The sequence below is a fragment of the Cellulophaga omnivescoria genome (assembly GCF_001999725.1).
Classification (GTDB): Bacteria; Bacteroidota; Bacteroidia; order Flavobacteriales; family Flavobacteriaceae; genus Cellulophaga; species Cellulophaga omnivescoria.
Genome location: NZ_MDDP01000048.1, coordinates 98,585 through 118,304 on the forward strand (window position 1 = coordinate 98,585; position 19,720 = coordinate 118,304).

General features: G+C 31.3%; 17 protein-coding genes. 8 read left to right on the top strand and 9 right to left on the bottom strand.

What is annotated here, in order from left to right; all coding sequences use genetic code 11:
• The first annotated feature begins 87 nt into the window (after window positions 1–87).
• The 7 genes from BFJ87_RS14715 (at window position 88) to BFJ87_RS14745 (ending at window position 4,799) form a co-directional block, all read left to right on the top strand.
• Window positions 88–624: a DUF1599 domain-containing protein gene (locus BFJ87_RS14715; RefSeq protein ID WP_077406283.1), complete on the top strand. Its 537-nt coding sequence runs from the start codon at window positions 88–90 to the stop codon at window positions 622–624.
• 71 nt (window positions 625–695) lie between these two features.
• Window positions 696–1,790, top strand: coding sequence for a BT_3928 family protein (locus BFJ87_RS14720; RefSeq protein WP_077406286.1), 1,095 nt, complete (start codon window positions 696–698; stop codon window positions 1,788–1,790).
• Window position 1,791: 1 nt separating this feature from the next.
• On the top strand, window positions 1,792–2,223 hold the full coding sequence (locus BFJ87_RS14725; RefSeq protein ID WP_077406289.1) for a PH domain-containing protein: 432 nt from the start codon (window positions 1,792–1,794) through the stop codon (window positions 2,221–2,223).
• Between the two features lie 2 nt (window positions 2,224–2,225).
• Window positions 2,226–2,735, top strand: a complete 510-nt coding sequence (locus BFJ87_RS14730) for a GyrI-like domain-containing protein (protein WP_077406292.1) — start codon at window positions 2,226–2,228, stop codon at window positions 2,733–2,735.
• Between the two features lie 137 nt (window positions 2,736–2,872).
• Window positions 2,873–3,622 (top strand): triose-phosphate isomerase, encoded by a 750-nt coding sequence (tpiA, locus tag BFJ87_RS14735; protein ID WP_077406295.1) that lies wholly within the window; start codon window positions 2,873–2,875, stop codon window positions 3,620–3,622.
• Window positions 3,623–3,664: 42 nt separating this feature from the next.
• Complete coding sequence (gene prmA, locus BFJ87_RS14740; protein WP_077406298.1) at window positions 3,665–4,501, top strand: 50S ribosomal protein L11 methyltransferase; 837 nt, start codon at window positions 3,665–3,667, stop codon at window positions 4,499–4,501.
• Window positions 4,502–4,523: 22 nt separating this feature from the next.
• Window positions 4,524–4,799: an ATP-dependent Clp protease adaptor ClpS gene (locus BFJ87_RS14745; RefSeq protein WP_077406301.1), complete on the top strand. Its 276-nt coding sequence runs from the start codon at window positions 4,524–4,526 to the stop codon at window positions 4,797–4,799.
• 71 nt (window positions 4,800–4,870) lie between these two features.
• On the opposite strand, the gene BFJ87_RS14750 is transcribed toward BFJ87_RS14745, so the two are convergent.
• From BFJ87_RS14750 to BFJ87_RS14760, 3 genes are read right to left on the bottom strand one after another with little or no spacing between them, the layout of a single operon-like run.
• Window positions 4,871–6,145 carry a hypothetical protein gene (locus BFJ87_RS14750; RefSeq protein ID WP_077406304.1) on the bottom strand — a complete coding sequence of 425 codons (1,275 nt, stop codon included), beginning with the start codon at window positions 6,143–6,145 and terminating at the stop codon, window positions 4,871–4,873.
• Between the two features lie 50 nt (window positions 6,146–6,195).
• Entirely contained in the window at window positions 6,196–6,906 is a 711-nt protein-coding gene (locus BFJ87_RS14755; protein WP_077406307.1) for a response regulator transcription factor, read from the bottom strand.
• Complete coding sequence (locus BFJ87_RS14760) at window positions 6,906–8,297, bottom strand: sensor histidine kinase (protein ID WP_077406310.1); 1,392 nt, start codon at window positions 8,295–8,297, stop codon at window positions 6,906–6,908. Before BFJ87_RS14760 ends, BFJ87_RS14755 begins: the two co-directional genes overlap by 1 nt.
• Window positions 8,298–8,538: 241 nt before the next feature.
• Between BFJ87_RS14760 and BFJ87_RS14765 the strand changes: the two genes are divergently transcribed.
• Complete coding sequence (locus BFJ87_RS14765) at window positions 8,539–10,968, top strand: DUF5916 domain-containing protein (RefSeq protein ID WP_077406313.1); 2,430 nt, start codon at window positions 8,539–8,541, stop codon at window positions 10,966–10,968.
• A 2-nt stretch (window positions 10,969–10,970) separates the two neighbouring features.
• Here BFJ87_RS14765 and BFJ87_RS14770 read toward each other — a convergent pair whose 3' ends face one another.
• From BFJ87_RS14770 to BFJ87_RS14795, 6 genes are all read right to left on the bottom strand, one after another.
• Window positions 10,971–11,564: a TetR/AcrR family transcriptional regulator gene (locus BFJ87_RS14770; protein ID WP_077406316.1), complete on the bottom strand. Its 594-nt coding sequence runs from the start codon at window positions 11,562–11,564 to the stop codon at window positions 10,971–10,973.
• Window positions 11,565–11,575: 11 nt separating this feature from the next.
• Entirely contained in the window at window positions 11,576–12,994 is a 1,419-nt protein-coding gene (locus BFJ87_RS14775; protein ID WP_077406319.1) for an efflux transporter outer membrane subunit, read from the bottom strand.
• Window positions 12,995–12,999: 5 nt separating this feature from the next.
• On the bottom strand, window positions 13,000–16,137 hold the full coding sequence (locus BFJ87_RS14780; protein ID WP_077406322.1) for an efflux RND transporter permease subunit: 3,138 nt from the start codon (window positions 16,135–16,137) through the stop codon (window positions 13,000–13,002).
• A gap of 21 nt (window positions 16,138–16,158) precedes the next feature.
• The gene (locus BFJ87_RS14785; protein ID WP_077406325.1) at window positions 16,159–17,289 is read right to left on the bottom strand and encodes an efflux RND transporter periplasmic adaptor subunit; all 1,131 of its coding nucleotides are present in this window, start codon (window positions 17,287–17,289) and stop codon (window positions 16,159–16,161) included.
• 13 nt (window positions 17,290–17,302) lie between these two features.
• The gene (locus BFJ87_RS14790; protein ID WP_077406328.1) at window positions 17,303–17,794 is read right to left on the bottom strand and encodes a GbsR/MarR family transcriptional regulator; all 492 of its coding nucleotides are present in this window, start codon (window positions 17,792–17,794) and stop codon (window positions 17,303–17,305) included.
• 366 nt (window positions 17,795–18,160) lie between these two features.
• On the bottom strand, window positions 18,161–19,705 hold the full coding sequence (locus BFJ87_RS14795; protein ID WP_077406331.1) for a RagB/SusD family nutrient uptake outer membrane protein: 1,545 nt from the start codon (window positions 19,703–19,705) through the stop codon (window positions 18,161–18,163).
• Window positions 19,706–19,720 lie beyond the last annotated feature (15 nt).

Below are 19,720 nucleotides of genomic sequence, written 5' to 3' on the forward strand. Positions count from 1 at the left end.
TCTAAAAAATAAATGATTTAAGATAAAACCCTTACTTTTGATTAGTTCAAAATTTTAAGCGAAATTTACACAAATTACACAAGATAAATGCAGAATACATCGGAACAATATGATGCGGTTATAAAAGAGTGCCGTGAGCTATTTCAAAAAAAAATGAAAGATTACGGTAGTGCTTGGCGTATTTTACGTTTACCGTCTTTAACAGACCAAATTTATATAAAAGCACAACGTATACGTGGTTTGCAAGAAAACGATGTTAGAAAGGTAGATGAAGGTGAAAAATCTGAATTTATTGGCATTATTAATTATGCTATTATGGCATTGGTGCAAATTGAAAAAGGCATTGTAGAACAACCAGATTTAGATGTTGCTGAGGCTGTAGAACTTTACAATAAACATATTACCATTACAAAAACCTTAATGGAAAATAAGAATCACGATTATGGTGAGGCTTGGAGAGAAATGCGTGTTAGCTCTTTAACAGATCTTATTTTACAAAAGTTGTTACGTGTTAAACAAATAGAAGATAATAAGGGTAAAACCCTAGTTAGCGAGGGTATAGATGCTAATTACCAAGACATAATTAATTATTCGGTTTTTGCACTAATTCACTTAAACGAGTAAAAATTATAAGCAAAAGTTAAAAGCTGCGTTGGTGTGCTTTTAAGTAGTATTTTTCAAAATTTAATTATTGTATGAAGTTTTTAGTAGGTGTAAGTAGGGTTTTTGTAGGTATATTATTTATTATAAGCGGATTAATAAAACTTAACGATCCGGTTGGTTTTTCGTTTAAATTAGAAGAATATTTTAGCGTTGGTGTTTTAAATATGCCTTTTTTTGAGCCACACGCTTTATCAATCTCTATAGTAGTTGTAATTGTAGAAGTATTGCTTGGCATTATGCTTTTGGTTGGTTACAGACCAAAGTTTACAGCATATAGTTTACTAGGGATGATTATCTTTTTTACTTTTTTAACTTTCTATTCTGCTTATTTTAATAAAGTAACAGATTGTGGTTGCTTTGGAGATGCAATAAAACTTACTCCTTGGGAGTCTTTTACAAAAGATATTATACTTTTTGTATTTATTTTAATTCTTGTTTTAGGGTTAAAATATATTAAACCACTTTTTAATTTTAATATTAGGAGAGGTGTTGTTTTACTAGGCTTACTTGCGTGTGTGTTATTTGCAAACTATGTACTTAACCATTTGCCTGTTAAAGATTTTAGACCTTATAAAATTGGTGCTAATATAGAAGAAGGTATGTCTGTACCAGAAGGTGCGCCACAACCTATTTTTGATTATGAATGGAAATTTAATGTAAACGGTGAAGAAAAAATATACGTTACTCAAGGAGATTACCCAAGTGTAGATGGTGAGTATTTAAGTGTAGAAACTACAGAAGTACAAAAAGGGTACGAGCCGCCTATACACGATTTTACAATTGAAAAAGATGGTGAAGATTTTGCTTCTTCTTTATTGCAAGAAAATAAATTGGTTATGGTAATTGCTTATGATTTGGCAAAAAGTGATTATGATGCTTTTACGGCAATAAAAACAGTTACAGACAAAGCTATAGCTAAAGGATATAAAGTTATTGGTATGTCTGCTTCTAACAATGATTTATCTAGTCAAATTGTAAAAAAATACAATCTAGATTTTAGTTTTTATTTTACTGATGAAACTGCGTTAAAAACAGTAGTTCGTTCTAATCCGGCTGTTTTGGTTTTAGAGAAAGGTACAATTAAACAAAAAGTACATTATAATGATGTAGACGATTTAAAGTTTTAAAATGATTTTTAAAAGTAGAAAGGATAATTTGTTCAATGGGGTTATAATAGTTGTAATACTAGTATTATGCTCAGTTCTTTTCTTTAGTATTTTTGATGAAGTTAAAACTACAAGTCACATAGTTACTACAGTAATTAACGTTTTGGTATTATGCTTTTTATTATGGGTTTTTTATGGTACATGCTACAAGCTTAGTTCTACTACTTTTAGTTATAAAAGCGGACCCTTTAAAGGTGATATTCCTATTAAAAACATACACCAAATTATAAAAGGTAAAACCCTATGGGTTGGTTTAAAACCAGCAACAGCAAGCAAAGGACTAATTATAAAATATAATAAGTTTGATGAGGTTTATATAAGTCCAAAGACAAACGATAGCTTTATTAAAGAAATTTTAAAGCACAATAGTACTATAAAAATTATTGAAGCATAACAATGGGAAATTTAGTAAGTGATACGCCAGATATAAAAGAATTAGAACCTAAAATTTTAATAGGTATTAAAAAGGAGGTTTCGGTACTTACTATGGATAATGTTGCTCATTGGAAATCTTTTATGACTAGAAAAGATGAAGTTATAAACCATATTAAAGGAGAATATTACTCTGTTCAAGATTATGGCAAAGAGTACTCTTTTGTAAATTTTAACCCAGCAGCTACATTTAATAAGTGGGCAGCAATAGCTGTTACTAATGCAGAACAAGTACCTAATGGTATGCAAGTTTTAGAGCTTAAAGGTGGTTTATATGCAGTTTTTTTATACCAAGGTATGGCTAAAGATTTTTCTACAGCTTTTCAGTACATATTTACAGAGTGGTTACCAAGGACAGGTTACCAGCTAGACCAAAGACCACATTTTGAGTTTTTAGATGATAGATATTTGGGCGCAGCAAATCCAGATTCTGTAGAAGAAATTTGGATTCCAATAAAAAACAAAAAACATTAAATTTTTATCAGCTTATGTCCTTTTTTTTAAGGATTAGGCAGTTATTTGTTACTAATGCAAAATCATTAAGTGATACAAATATTATATACTATATTTGATACTTAAAATTGATAGTAAACTCATAAAACACATAAAAAATGAGAGCAAAAATAGTTGCAGGTAACTGGAAAATGAATAAAACCTTAACAGAAACAAATGCTTTATTAGCAGAGTTAGCTGGTAAATTACCAGATACAGAAGCAGAAGTTATGGTAGCGCCAACGTTTGTAAATTTAGCAGCGGCTGTACAAGATGTAAAGTCATCAGCAATTCAAGTAATTGCGCAAAATATGCACTTTGCAAAAAACGGTGCTTATACCGGAGAAATTTCTGCAGATATGTTGTTAGATATTGGTATTAATACTGTAATTATTGGTCATTCTGAGCGTAGAGCTTATTTTGCTGAAACAGATGAAATTTTAGCTAAAAAAGTAATTACTGCTTTAGAAAAGAATTTGCGTGTTGTTTTCTGTTTTGGAGAAGAATTAGAAGATCGTAAATCTGATAATCATTTTAACATTGTTGCATCTCAATTAAAAAATGCACTTTTTAATTTAAAGCCAGAGGCTTGGTCTAATATTGTTTTGGCTTACGAGCCTGTATGGGCAATAGGTACAGGAGAAACTGCATCTCCAGAACAAGCACAAGAAATGCATGCTTTTATTAGAAAAACAATAGCAGAGGAGTACACTACAGAAATTGCAGAAGCTGTTTCTATTTTATACGGCGGTAGTGTAAAACCAGCAAATGCTAAAGAAATTTTTTCTAAAGCAGATGTAGATGGTGGCTTAATTGGTGGAGCAGCACTAAAAGCAGACGATTTTATTGCTATTATAGACGCAATATAAAGTACCTTTGCACTTCTAAAAAAGTTTACAAATACGTACATAATGGCAGATTTAGTCTATATAGAATACAATTTTACAGTTGCACCATTGCAACCAGCATCAGACATATTAATTGCGCAATTGGGCGAAGTTGGGTTTGATAGTTTTGTTGAAAATGAAGAAGGAGTACAAGCATATATTTTAAAAGATCTTTGGACAGAAGAGAAGGTAAAAAATGTGCAAATATTATCTAATGAAAATTTTGATATTAGCTTTAACTTTAAAGAAATAGAACAACAAAACTGGAATGCAGAGTGGGAAAAAAACTTTGAAAAAATTGTAGTAGATGACGTTTGTACTGTACGTGCACCTTTTCATGAAAAGCCAAATACTAAGTTTGATATTGTTATAGAACCAAAAATGAGTTTTGGTACTGGACATCATGAAACTACACATATGATGTTGCAACATATTTTAGAACATGATTTTACAGGAAAATCTGTTTTAGACATGGGCAGCGGAACAGGTGTTTTGGCAATTTTATCAGCAATGAAAAATGCTAGCTCTGTAGATGCTATAGACATAGATAACTGGTGTTACTTAAATGCTTTAGAAAATAAAGAACGTAACAATTGTAGTCAAATAAATGTTTTTGAGGGCGATGTTAGCTTACTTAAAGACCAAAAATATAATATTATCATAGCTAATATTAATAGAAATATTTTATTAGCAGATATACCAGAGTATGCCAAGTGTTTAACTAAAGATGGTATTTTATTTTTAAGCGGATTTTATAAAGAAGATATCCCGGTAATTACAGAAAAATGTAATGAAGTTGGATTAAAGTTTGAAAAAAATCTGGAAAAAAATAATTGGGTTGCCGTAAAATATGTATTTTAGTTAGTATAAATGTTAGAAGATTATGAGTAATCAGGAAAAATATTTAGAAGAACTATTAGTAGAAGAAGAGGTTGCAAACAATAACGAAATAGTGTTGTTTAATGATGATGTAAATACTTTTGATCATGTTATAGACACACTGGTAGATGCTTGCGACCATACGCCATTACAAGCAGAACAATGTGCTTTTTTGGTGCATTACAAAGGTAAATGTACCGTTAAAACCGGTTCATATAAAGATTTAGAACCAAGGTGTAGCAAACTATTACAAGCAGGTTTAAGCGCAGAAATAGTTTAGTTTACAATACTATAAAGTTTAAAACCAGCTTAAGGATTAATTATAAATCCTTAGGTTGGTTTTTGCTTTAATTAAGGCATAACCCAAGTTCCTAAATGGGAGTTGTTGTTTAGTGTATATCCTAGTTTATATGCATTAGATGAAGTTATCTCTATAATTTTTCCTGGTGCAGGAATAATATTATTTTTTAAAAGTAAATTATTAAGCACAGCTAAGTCTTTCTCAGAAATAGTTTTTCCGTTTTTTAAAATACTACTACCGTTAATTTCTAAAAGTAATTTGTCCTTTAAAGAGTGTATATATCCTTTTTCTTTTAGGTTTTTTAAAAAACTAGTAAGTTTTGCGTTATCATTAATAATAACAATATTATTGTTTGTTTTGTAGAACGAAAAAGTATTGTCTGGTGTAATGTTGTATTTTTTTAAAATATTCTTGTATTGCTTAATTTGTGTGTTGGTAAGTTTTGTGCCATTTATGTAAACACCAGTTGGGTCTGTATTAAAAACTATATCATTTTTAGTTTGTATTAAATTATTTTTTAAAAGAGCTGTAATAAGCTCATTTTGCGCACTTGGCCAAGTATAATTAATTGTCTTTTTTAGGGTATTATTTAAGTAAGTTTTGTTACTACGCAATAACATTTTTAAAGGAGCATTAATAGCTCCTTTATGACTTGCTTCTACGCTAATTATTGCAGCCTTTTCTGCTAAACGTTTGGCTTCTTCAGCAATACGCAAAGCATCTTCTTTATAGCTTTGTAAGTTAGCTTGCTCTATGCGTTCTGCTTCTCTTTGTATTCTGGCAGCTTCACGTTTCATTCTTTCTGCATCTCTTAACAATCTATCTGCTTCACGCTGTAATTCTTCTGCTTCTCTTTTTGTTTCATCATTACCAGAAATAACAGTCTTTAATGTTTTTCCTAAGGCTTCAAACTTATTAATTAGTGCATCAGAAGCAATACTTTTATCCAAAAACATTGATAGCTTTTTAGAGTTCAAATTAACATTGTAAACTTGGTTACCATCAGTATTAGAAACCCAAGAATAAGTACTACCAGATTTGGTCATTTTTTTAGATTCTAATTCATTTTTTAAGACAGATACTATTTCTGCATATCTTTCTGCAGGAAATTTTGCTTTAAACTTATAATTGTCATTTGTATTGCTAATAGCTATAGAAATGCTGCCACCACGGTTGTCACTACTAGTACTAGAGTATATTGTAGAACTAGAGCTAGTGGTATGCGTAGTTGGTGGTTTTGGAGGAGTTGGTATTGTTTGTGCCAGTACTGTGTTTCCTAGCAAAAATAAAATAATGTGTACGGTTAATATTGCTTTTGTTTTCATAGATTTTGTTTTTAATTTCTGCTTTAAACAGAAGTTTTTGTTGTTACATTTTACTCCTTAATTTTAAAGGTTAAGCCAACACCACGCGCACTCTCTATAGAAATGTTGTTGTCTTCTTTAAAATATTTACGGAGTCTACTAATAAAAACATCCATACTTCTACCAGAGAAAAAATCGTCTGTACCCCAAACCGCATTAAGTAATTGATCTCTTTTTACCATTTGGTTTTTGTTCTCAAAAAAATAGGCAACTAACTGAGCTTCTTTTTCCGTTAGGCGTTGTATTTTGTTATTAAAAAGTAGTTGGTAGTTAACAGGGTTAAAAACATAGGCGCCTATGTTGTAACTGCTGTTGTTTTTTGATTGATGAATGATTTTTTGTGTTCTTTTTAATATATTTTTTAATCGTAATACTAAAATATCTGCTTCAAAGGGTTTTACTATATAGTCATCTGCTCCTAGCTTTAATCCTTTAATTTTATCTTCCTTCATTTTTTTTGCAGTTAAAAAAACAAAAGGAGTTTCTGGGCTATTGTTTATTATTTTTTCGGCTAAGGTAAAGCCATCCATTTTTGGCATCATTACATCAAAAACACAAATGCTAAAAGGGTTGTTATTGGTAGCCTCTAACATAAAAATATCTAAAGCTTCTTTTCCATCTTTTGCCCAGGTAACCATAAAATTGTGAATTTCTAAGTATTGTTTTAAAATACTTCCAAAATCAAAATCGTCCTCGGCTAATAAAACAGTTGTTTTTTGCATTAGTTTATAGGTGTTTTAATAGTAAATGTTGTTCCTTTATGCAATTGGCTTTCTATAGCAATAGTACCGTTGTGTGCATTTATTATTTGCTTTGTATAATATAATCCTAATCCTAACCCTTTTACATTATGTAAATTGCCCTCTGTTACTCTATAGAATTTATCAAAAATTAAGGAAATATTTTTATCAGGTATACCAATACCGTTGTCCTTAATTACAATAATATACTCCCCATTAATATGTTTGGTTTCTATAGTAATATGTATAGTTTCTTTACCATATTTTACTGCATTTTCTAATATGTTTAGTAATGCTGTGGTAAAATGAAACTTATCTATACGTATTAAAACCTCTGTATTGCAAACTTTATTTGTAATGGTAACATCTTGCTGTTGTACAGATAATTTAAAATCTTCAATTAAGTTTTTAAAATATTCATTGTCTACAACTTGTTCTTTGTTTAAAACAATTTCTTTAGAACTAAGACTATTGGTCATTACTTGGTCTATTAGTTTTTGCAGACGTTCATTTTGCCTGTCTACAATATTAAGTGTGCCATTAAATATATCTTGGTTGTTTTTAATTTCTGTTTTTTTAAGACTTTTAGATGCTATACTTAATGTAGCCAATGGTGTTTTTAATTCGTGCGTTATGTTATTTATAAAATCGGTTTTAATGGCTGTTATTTTTTTCTGATTTATTAAATTTTTAATGGAGTAATACAATAGAGCAATAACTATTAAAAATATAAGTACAGATGCAAAAAACAGAAATGCCATTCTTTTGTATACAATGCTTTTCCAGTCTTTAATTACAATTTTATTTTCCGTTTTAACTTCTAGGTCAAAGGTGTTAAACTTAATTTCTCCATCTACTTTTTCTACAAATTCTTGCTCAGAAAACCACTTAGCGTTGTTAATGGTTTTAGAGTCTTCATCTTTAAAATCTTTGCCAAATAGTCTACATTCATTTTTACCAGCAGAAAAAATAGTGTCATTTTTAGTATCATCTAAAATAACTACACTAGTTAAATTTATTTTAAAATCTACATCATAACCTAAGTTTACTTTTTTTAATTCTTTGTCAAATATTTTTTTAAACTGAATATTTAAGCTGTCGCTTTTTTCATTAGATCTACTTACAATTTGTGCTTTAGTTAAGCGATTGTTTTTATAATCTGCTATATAATTTTTTAAATTTTCTCCCCATACATTGTAAATAGAATCTAGTTTAGGGTTGTCATCTATTACAGAAATAACATCTGTTGTTTCATTAATAAATGCTTTCTTTTTTAGTTGATAGGTGTTATTTATTAAGTATGCCTGTATAGATGATAATGCTATTAAAACCAGTATAGCGGTACTAATTAATATGGTTGTTTTGTTTTTCATTGGTTATTTTCTGCTAGTCAAAAATACCAATAAAGCTACATTAAGTAGCACAAACACCAGCCGTTAACCCTTCGTTAACGTTAATACAGGCTGTATTTATAGTGTTTTAGGGTCTTTTGCATTTATGTTAATTTCTTCAGCTTTTTTGAAGTCTTGCCATTAACTACCCTTTAACCTTGGGTTAACCAATTTATTAATAGAACAACCCCACATTTGTTGCATCAACAAAAAACAACTAATTATGATATTTTATGCAAAAAAAAGTAAATGCTTGTTATTAACTATAAGCGTGTTTGGGTTATTATTACAAAAGGTAGCAGCTCAAAAAAGTATAACCATACATAAAACTAAAGAAACTATAAAGATTGATGGAGAGGCAAAAGAAGCAATTTGGCAACAGCATTTAATAACAGGTAATTTTATACAAACTTTGCCAGAAGCAGGTAAACCATCTAAACAAAAAACAGATATAGCTATTTTATTTGATGATAGTTACTTGTATGTTTTAGGTGTTTTATATGTTGATGATAAAAAGGAAATTAGTAACCAATTAACAGCCAGGGATGATGTGGGTAACGCAGATGTTTTTGGCATACAAATAGATCCTTTTGGAGAAGCAAGGGAAGGTTATGATTTTTCTGTGACCGCTGCTGGAGTGCAGTCAGACCAGAAATTAAGCGCTAATGACTCTTACTCTAATTACAATGTAGTTTGGCAAAGCAAAGTAAAATTATATGATGATAAATGGGTTGTAGAGATGAAAGTACCATTTAACAGCATACGTTTTCCTAAGGGAGATTTAAGTAATTTTAAAATCAATTTTCAACGCATAACAAATGCTTTAAATGAAAATGCTTATTGGAATCCCATACGGTTAGACGTAGATGGATATTTAAATCAGCTTGGAAAATTAACTGGATTGAGTAATATAGCACCGCCACTAAATTTATCATTTAACCCCTTTGTATCTGTAGTTACAGAAAAGAGTCCTACAGGAATTAAAAACACAACTTTTAATGGTGGTTTAGATGTGAAATATGTGCATAAAAACGCGTATACTTTAGATGTTTCATTAATTCCAGATTTTAGTCAGGCTCCCTCTGATGATCAAATTTTTAATTTATCTCCTTTTGAAGTAAAGTTTAATGAAAATAGACAGTTTTTTGTAGAAGGCACAGAGATTTTTGACAAAGGAGGTTATTTATATACACGTAGAATAGGAGGTGAGCCAATAGCTAAAAATAACATTAATTTATTTGATGATGAAGAGGTTGAAGACAACCCTGCTACCTCTAACATTATTAACTTAATAAAATTTACAGGTAAGTCTAAAAATGGCATGTCTATTAGTGTTTTAAATGGTATAACAGCTAAAAGTGAAGCGAAAATTAGAAACACAAATACCAATACTACAAGAAAATTAGAAACTAATCCGCTAACAAATTATAATGCAATTGTTTTAGATAAAGCCTTAAAAAATAACTCATCTTTAACTTTTATAAATAACTCTGTATTGCGCAGTGGCACTGCTTATGATGCTAATTTAACGGCTCTTTTATACAGGTATTACAATAAAAATAGAACCTACTCTATGTACTTTAAAAAGGCGCTGTCACAAAAATATTTAAGGGGCGTAGAAGATCAATTTGGTCACGAATATTTTGGCTACGCAGCAAAAGTTAGTGGTAAATGGACAGGTGGTGTATCTGTAAAGTTATTAGATGATAAGTTTGACTCTAATGATTTTGGATATTTGTCTAGAAATAATGAGTTAAGATTTAGAGCAGACTTAAAATACACCAACAATAATCCAAAAAAAATGTTCTCTAGATACCAAATTTTTCTAGATCACCAGCAGAGGTACTATTACAGTTTAATGAAGCAGGAGCAAACGTATTATAAATTAGGTACCTATGGCGTGTTTAAAAAAAGCAACCATACATTTTTTGCAGAGTTTAGATATATAGAAAAAAGTAAAAACTTTTTTGAGGCTCGCACAAAAGACATGCATTTTAATTTGCCAGCGCAAGCTGAGACATTTTTAGAGTACCAAACTAATGATAATAAAGCTGTTTCTATAGCTGGTTATTTGGTTCTAGTAAAATATTTTAATTCTGATATTTATAGTAGAGAGTTTATTGCAGGTTATGGACTTAACGCAAGAGTTGGCCAACATTTCTCGGTATATTTTAGTCAGGCTTTAGAAGACAAACCAAACGGAGTAGGCTTTATAACAAAACAAAATAATGATATAATTTTTGGTAGCAGAAAAGTAAACGAGTTAAGTAATGCTGTTACTTTAAATTATGCGGTAAACTCTAAATTAAATGTAAATATGCGCTTGCGTCATTATTGGATAACTGTAGATTATAATAACCAATTTACACTAAAAAACAATGGTGATTTTAAGACAAATAACTATGCTATTAACCCAGATGATTTTGATGATAATTTTAACCAGTTTAATATAGATTTTATATCTAAATGGCAGTTTGCACCAGCAAGTGAAGTTAGTTTAGCTTGTAAATTAGGTTCTAACTTTTATGATACAAATGTAAACTCTAATTACGGTACAAATTTAACTCGTGTTTTAGAGGAGAAAAGCAGTACAACAGTATCTCTAAAAATGACCTATTTTTTAGATGCTAATATTTTAAAAAAGAAGCGTTAATGTTAATTGTAATAAGGGTTAGCGTAGTTTTTTGTGGTAATACCCTTTAAATTATATACAATTAAATGTTTTAAAATAATATCAGTATCGTAAAGGGTAAAAAGATTATCTTCAGTAAACGCAATAGACTCTACCTTGTAAAAATATAATTCTATTACCAATTTTAGGTTTACATTGGGTAAAATTAATCCTTTTTCTTTAGCATTTTTTAAAAGATTTAGAACAGTGCTAAAGGCAAGTTCTTTTCTAAAATCATTAAAAGTTGTATATGCTTTAGGATAGTATTTTTTTAAACCAAAAATAAACGAGGGTTTAAAGTATCTTAAATACTCAAACCCTCGTTTGTATATTAATATAATAGTAAGTATATCGTCATTAGTATTGTTTTTAACAATATCATTAATATCCAATTTATAATCGTTTATTAAAGACGCAACACTTTTGTTCACTAAAGTTTCTTTGTTTTTAAAATGTACATAAATTGTTTTTTTAGATATCCCAAGCGTTTTTGCTAACTCATCTAAAGTAATACGTTTACTTCCAAATTTTGTAAAGTTGGATTTAGCACATTCTAAAAGGTCCTTTTTAGTGATCATTACTACTTATATTATTTCCAACCGCCACCAAGTGCTTCATATAAATTTACAATACTTGTTAGTTGCTGTAATTTGCTGTCAATAATACTAAGTTCTGCATTTAAAGCACTTTCTCTTGCAGTTAATAAATCCAAGTAATTTGCGTACCCATTTTTAAGTAACTCTTCAGAGTTTTGCTCTGCTCTACGTAAAGCTTCAACTTGCTTTAATCTGTATTCATATTTCTCCGTTTCTGCATTGTAAGTATACAAAGCATTAGATACCTCAGAACCAGCAGTTAAAAGTGTCTTTTTAAATTGTAATAAGGACTGCTCTTGTTGTGCTAAAGCAACTTCTTTTTGTGTTTTTAGCCTTCGCTGATTAAAGATAGGCTGCGTTAAACCACCAACAATATTTGCAAAAAGTGAGTTAGCGTCTAACAATTTATCTAACTCTAAACTTTGGTATCCGCCAGATGCTGTTAATGTTAATGAAGGGTAAAAGTTACTCCTTGCAACATTTGTAAGCTCAAAAGAATTAATTAAACCATATTCTGCCGCCATAACATCTGGTCTGTTGCTAAGTAATGTAGCAGGTACACCAATTGCCAAGTCGGTTTCTATTTTTTGTATGTCTAAACTATTTCTTTTAAAGTTTTGCGGAGCTTTACCTAATAAAATGCTTAACGTATTTTCTGTTCTAAAGATAGCAGCTTCAAGATCTACCTTTAAAACTTTAGCACTGTTATATTGTGCTATGTTTTGGTCTACTGCAACTTGCGTTACATTACCTGCATCTTTTAAAGCTTTAATTGTTTCTACACTACTTTCTCTGGTCTCAATAGTTTTTTTGGTAATAGCCAATTGTGCATCTAAAGCCAACAGGTTGTAATACGTATTAGCAATACTAGATATAAGCTGTGTTTTTACTGCTTGATGACCAGCAACACTTTGCATGTATGCAGCTTGTGTAGCCCTTTTATTACTTCTTATTTTTCCCCAAATATCTGCTTCCCATGATAAGTTTGCAGTAATGTCATACTGGTCTGTAGAAGTATTACTTAAAAAAGAACCAAACTGACTGTTTTTAGATAACTCTTGGTGCGTGTAATTAGGTCCAATGCTTAATGTTGGAAAATAACCAGCTTTACCCTGTTTAGCATAAGCCTCTGCAGCAGCCAATTGTTGTATTGCAATTCTAATATCTAAATTGTTTTGCAATCCTTCTTGTATATATTGCTCTAAATAATTGTCTGTAAATAAATTTTTCCAAGACACATTTGCCATAGATATACTATCTGTAGGCAAATTGTCTGTTCTGTATAGAGCCTCGGTTTGTGGTAACTCTGGCCTATCATAATCCTTAGCAACAAAACAGCTTTGTAGTGTAAAAGCAACAACTACTATAAGCGCTGTTTTGCTAATAAATTTATATTTTATTGTAGATTTCATAATTTTTATTCTTCTGTAGTTTGAATTGCTGGTTTACTAGATATTTTTTCTTGTAACCATTGAAATAAAATAAACAGTATAGGAATAACAAATACCCCTAATATGGTACCAATTAACATACCACCTGCAGCACCCGTACCAATAGAGTTGTTACCTTCTGCACCAACACCTTTAGCTAAAGCCAATGGCATTAGACCTAAAATAAAGGCAAAAGATGTCATTAATATTGGTCTTAAACGAGATTTAGCACCATCTATGGCGGCATCTACAATAGATTCTCCGGCTCTTCTACGCTGTAGTGCAAACTCTACAATTAATATGGCATTTTTAGCAAGTAGACCAATAAGCATTATTAATGCAATTTGAAAATAAATGTTATTTTCTAAGCCTAAAAACTTAGTACTTATATAAGCCCCAAATACACCAAATGGTAATGATAATACTACGGCAAATGGTAGTAAGTAACTTTCGTACTGTGCACTTAATAAAAAGTAAACAAACAAAATACTTAATATAAATATAAATGTGGTTTGGTTACCGGCGCTAACCTCTTCACGTGTTAAACCAGAATAAGCAACTGTGTAGTTACTTGGTAATTTGGCCGCTTCTTCCTCTATAACTCTAATGGCATCACCTGTACTAAAACCATCGTTAGTAGCACCTGTTATATTGGTAGAGTTAAATAAGTTAAAACGAGTTACAGATTGTGGCCCATATACACGCTCTAAGTTTATAAATTGTGTAATAGGTGTCATCTCACCAGTATTTGTTCTAACATACATACTGTTAAGGTCATCTACACTAGCTCGGTCATCTGGCAAAGCTTGTATGTACACTCTAAATTGCTTACCAAATCTAGAAAAATCTGAAGCATACACACCTCCAATATATCCTTGCAGGGTAGAGAAGATACTGCTAACAGACACTCCTTTTTCTTTAGCTAAAGGTACATTTATGTCCATTTCATATTGTGGGTAACTTGTATTAAATGAAGATTGTGCGTATTTAATTTCTGGATGAGACATTAAAGCCATAGCAAATTCTTTATTAGTTTTGTCTAAGTCTGTAAACTCACCTCCAAATTTATCTAACAAGTTAACTTCAAAACCTGCAGAGTTACCAAAACCACGTATACTTGGTGGAGAAAAGAAAATAATGTTTGCTTCTGGCATTGTAGAAACTACACCAAACAACTTGCCTGTTATGGCTTGTACAGATGTAGAAGGGTCTTCACGCTCAGACCAATCTTTTAATTTAATAATACCAAAACCATAGTTGGTACCAGCACCACTAATTAAACTTCTACCTTTAATAAAGTTAACAGCGGCAATACCATCTATATCTTTTATTTTAGCATATAAATCTTTTGCTACAGTGTTTGTTCTGTCTAATGAAGAACCTGCTGGTAACTCTATATTAGCAAAAATAATACCTCTGTCTTCATCTGGTACAAAACCTGTTGGTGTTGTTTGTGCAGCCCAGTAAATACCAACACCCGCAATTATTAATAGTAATACAGATACAAATTTTCTTTTATATAAGAACTGAAGAGACTTACCATACCTGTCTATAGTAGCATTAAAGCCACGGTTAAACAAAGTGTAAAAACGTTTTAAAGGACTTTTGCCTTTTAACTCTTCATCATGTTTATGCTCTTTTAATAATAAAGCACATAAAGCCGGACTCAACGTTAATGCATTTACCGCAGAAATTAAAATGGCAATAATTAAGGTAACTCCAAATTGCTCATAAAATACACCTGTAGGGCCAGTAATAAATGTTACCGGAATAAATACGGCAGCCATAACTAGAGTAATAGAAATAATTGCTCCAGAAATCTCGTTCATTGCTATAAGTGTGGCTTTCTTTGGGTTTTTAACACCATCATCCATTTTGGCATGTACAGCCTCTACAACAACAATGGCATCATCTACCACAATACCAATGGCCAGTACTAATGCAAATAGAGTTAGTAGGTTTATAGAATAACCAAAAACGTTTAAGAAAAAGAATGTACCAATAATAGATACAGGAACTGCAATTGCAGGAATTAAAGTAGATCTAAAATCTTGCAAAAAGATAAATACAACTAAGAAAACCAGTAAAAATGCTTCTACAAGTGTACTAATTACTTTTTCTATAGATGCGTTTAAGAATAAACTTGTGTCATAAGGAACAAATATATTTAAACCTTCTGGTAGGTCTTTTTCTACAGAGGTTAAAGTAGTTTTAATATTTTCTATAATTTCTTGAGCATTAGAGCCTTTGGTTTGAAAAATACCCATAAATACTGCAGGGTTTCCTAAACTCATTGCGTTAGATGAGTAAGATTGTGCATCTAACTCTATTGTAGCAACATCATTTAAACGTAAAAACTCGCCGTTGCCTAATGCTTTTATAACAATATCGCCATATTGCTTTTGTTCTTTAAAACGCCCACTATAAGTTAATGCATATGTAAATGCCTCACCGTTATTTTCTCCTAAAGAACCAGCAGCAGCCTCTAAATTTTGCTCTGCTAAAGCTGCAGAGATATCTGAAGGCATTAAGTTGTAAGCAGCTAGTTTTTCTGGCTTTAACCAAATACGCATAGCATAATCTTGCTGAGAAAATACAGATACATCACCAACACCACTAATACGTTGCATTGCTGGTATAACGTTAATTTTTAAGTAGTTCTGAATAAATGTTGCATCATAATCTTCATTTTCAGAATACATAGATATAAACATTAAAGCACTAGTCTCTTGCTTTTGCGTAGTAACACCAGTTTGTATTACCTCTTGTGGTAATAAAGGGTTGGCTCTGGCAACACGGTTTTGTACGTTAACTGCTGCTATATCTGCGTCTATTTCCTGATCAAAATAAACTGTTATTTCAGCCGTACCGTTGTTAGATGCGGTAGAGGTAATATAACTCATACCTTCTACACCGTTAATTTGCTCCTCTATTGGGATAATTACACTCTCTAATACGGTTTCTGCATTTGCTCCTGTATATGATGCCGACACCTTAATTGTTGGTGGCGCAATATCTGGATATTCTTCTATTGGTAAGCTTGTTATACTTATTATACCAAGTACAACAATAATAATAGATATTACTGTTGAAAGAACTGGTCTTTCAATAAATGTTTTTAACATAACTAAATAAGTTTATAATTTTTAGTTTTTAAATAATGTAGCTATAGGTTTTAAAGCATCATCAAAAGAAGTTTCTTGAGGCACTATTTCCATACCATTTTTTAATTTACCCACACCAGTTGTTACAATTTTATCTTTAGCATCTAAACCAGACTCTACAACATATAAGTTATCTACTGTAGACTTAATTTTAATTATTGATGTAGCTATTTTATTATCTTCACCAACTTTAAAAATCATAATATTGCCTTGTTGCTCATAAGTAGCCTGTTGTGGTACAACAATAGCATCTTTATAGGTATTAGGAATTTGTATTTTACCACTATTACCATTTGTTATTAAGCGGTTAGGGTTATTAAATACAGCTCTTAAACTTACAGTACCAGTACTAGGGTTTACTTGGCCTGTACTTGTTTGTATTTTACCTTTTTCAGCGTACTTGCTGCCATTTGCTAAAATTAAACTTACCTCTGGATAATTGGCTAGTTTTTCATTTAATGTCTTTCCTTCTGCTTTTTCTAAAAAGTCTAAATACTGAGTTTCATTTAGGCTAAAAAAAGCATACACTTTACTAATATCACTAACTGTAGTAAGTGGAGTAGGGTCACTTGGTGAAATTAAAGCGCCCTCTCTAAAATTTATAGCACCAACGTAGCCGTCTACAGGGCTTTTAATTGTAGCGTAACCAATATTGGCACTTACGCTGCTGTAATTAGCTTTTGCTTGTGCTAAATTAGCTTTTGCAGTTTCTAACTGTACAGGGCTAATAATATTTTTTTCTACTAATGGTATTAATTTGTTAACCTCTACCTGAGCTACATTAATACGTGCTTTAGCAGCACCAGCATCTTGACTTAAAGATTGTGTTTCTAGTCTAAATAGTACCTGACCCTTGCGTACTTTTTGTCCTTCATCTACTAAAACTTTTTGTATATATCCAGAGGTTTTTGCTCTAACGTCACTATTTACTATACCTTCTATGGTAGTAGGATACTCTGCATAACTTGTTACCGTTTTAGGTTGTAATTGTGCAACCGGAAATGGTGATGGTGGTGCCTGTGGAGCTTGTTGTTCTTGCTTGTTTCCACAGCTAACAATGACAAGGAATGCTGCCACTGGAATTATAATTCTACTAATAGTTCTCTTTTTCATCTTTATTTTGTCTTTATAGGTTAATGTTGTCCACGTTTAGTTTTGAGATGGACGTAATTGCTTGGTTTAAAAATTGTATGTAATTGTTATGAAATGTTAAATCAAATTTTTCATTTTCTTGGGTGTTTTCTAAATCATTAATTTCCTTTTTGTAGTCCCTAACTTCCTCGTGTAATTCTCGCTCTACTTCCCATTTCTGAATCATATTAGAAATGTGACTTTTTATTTTATTGGAAGTAATAACGTAGTACTTTTTACGGTCTCCCGTTTTTGTAAAATATTCTATCTCCTTTATATCTGATAAGTAATTTAATTGAGTAGATATTGTGCTTTTACTGGCACATAACAATTGTACTAAGTCTTCAAAAGTGGTTCCTATTTTTCCTGTAAGAATTATATATGCAAGCACCCTAGAGGCTATAGGAGAATATCCGTTGTTAGTCTCTATATGTACTCCTAATTTTTCTACAAGAGCACCTTTTTTACTACACATGTTCTTCTTCATTAGCTATTTTTTAAAAGTTCTTGTTTTTTATATTTTTTGCGATAAAAATAAGTGGCAAAGATACGCTTGGTTCGGTATGTTCCGAACTAAACGAAGTTAATTAATTGTTAAAGCAATATTTTTATTTAAACATCATAAAAACAGCACTTTATATTGTTTAATTGCTAATAAGTGGTCTATTTTTTTGTTAATATTGTGAAGTATAAAACGCTTGTTTTTTATATATTAACCCTTGTATATGCAAAAAAACCGGATAGAGCGTAAAAATTATACTCTATGCGATTTTATGTTAAAATAATTTTAAAAAAAATACGGCGGCATAAGATAACTTATACCGCCGTATTACATGAACTAAAAATCTAACTACTAATAACCAGGATTCTGATCTGCTTGTGTTAATTCAGAATTCTTTTCTATTTCTGTTTCAGGAATAGGGAATAAATCATTTTTAGATGTATAACCTGTACCTGCCAATTCTGTTGCGGCTTTACCCCAACGAACTAGATCCCAAAAACGTTGTCCTTCATGTGCTAGTTCTAAAAACTTTTCGTTAACAATAGCTTCAAACAAATCTTCACCAGCTAAAGATGCATCTACATCTGGTAAGCCAGCTCTATTTCTAACCTTGTTAAGTTCTGTTCTTGCTTCTGCATCTTTATTGTCTTTATTGTAAGCTTCTGCAGCTAATAATAACAATTCTGCGTAACGGTATAACCTATAGTTAGTGCCATAGTTTAATTCTTTTACACCATCAGAACTTGTATCTTCTTCTTTTGTAGCGTATTTAATTCTAATACCACCTTCATAATCCCAAACAGAACCACCAGTAGCAGCACTTTGGTCTACATTACCACCTGCAGCAATAAGTTCTTCTTCTGTCATTACAGTAGCTAATTTACGATCTGTGTCACCAGCAGCTTCAAAAGCATTTAAAAGTTTAGCCGTTGGTAAGTTAAATCCCCAACCATTAATTAAACCAACTGGAGATACATCAAAAATACCATCACCACGTGGTCCCATTAACTGTATGTGTATATTGTTTTCATTTCTTCCGCCCCAAGCAAAGTTACCCCAGTCTCTTCCGGTTGTAGAAATAAAACCAATTTCAAATAAAGATTCTTTTCCAAACTCATGGTTAATACTCCACGCGTCTTCTGGGTTATCTTCTAAATCGTGTGCTGGATTAGAAATTACCGCTTCAAAAAACGGAATGGCTTCTCCGTATAGGCCTTCAAAAACCAATACTTTACCCATTAAAGCTTGTGCGGCACCTTTAGAAACTCTAAAATCTTGAGCTAAAGCAGTCTTGTCTGGTAAGCCAGCAATTGCATCTGTTAAGTCTGCTTTTACTTGTGTGTAAATATCTGCTCTAGGAGATTTAGCAATACCAAACTCATCTGCTGTAGAAGGTATAGTTAGTCTTAAAGGAATATCACCAAACATAGTGGTAAGCTCAAAATAAGACCAAGCTCTTAAAAACTTTGCTTCAGCTAAAGCTAATTCTTTATTACTTAAATCACTTTCTTTAATGTTTTCTATAACTAAGTTAGATAATGAAATTGTTCTGTAAAACAAGTTCCAAACACTTTCTATAGACTGGTTAGATGTAGATACGTTTGCGTAATCATCTATATCTTGTAATTGTGGTTGATCTCCACTGTTACCACCAGCAGCATTCATATCATCACCAGGTAATTGTTTTACTAAAAATGCACTATGCCAGTCTACAGAGTAGGTGTGTTGCATTAAGTCATAAATACCAATTATTGCTGCATCTACGTTTTCTTCTTCAAGAAAAAATGTTTCCAAATCTTCTCCGTCTTCTCGCGGATTTGTTGTAAAATCCTCACTACATGCAGTAACTCCTCCAATAAAAAGGATAGTTACCATTGCGATTATAATTTTTTTCATAATACTATATCTATT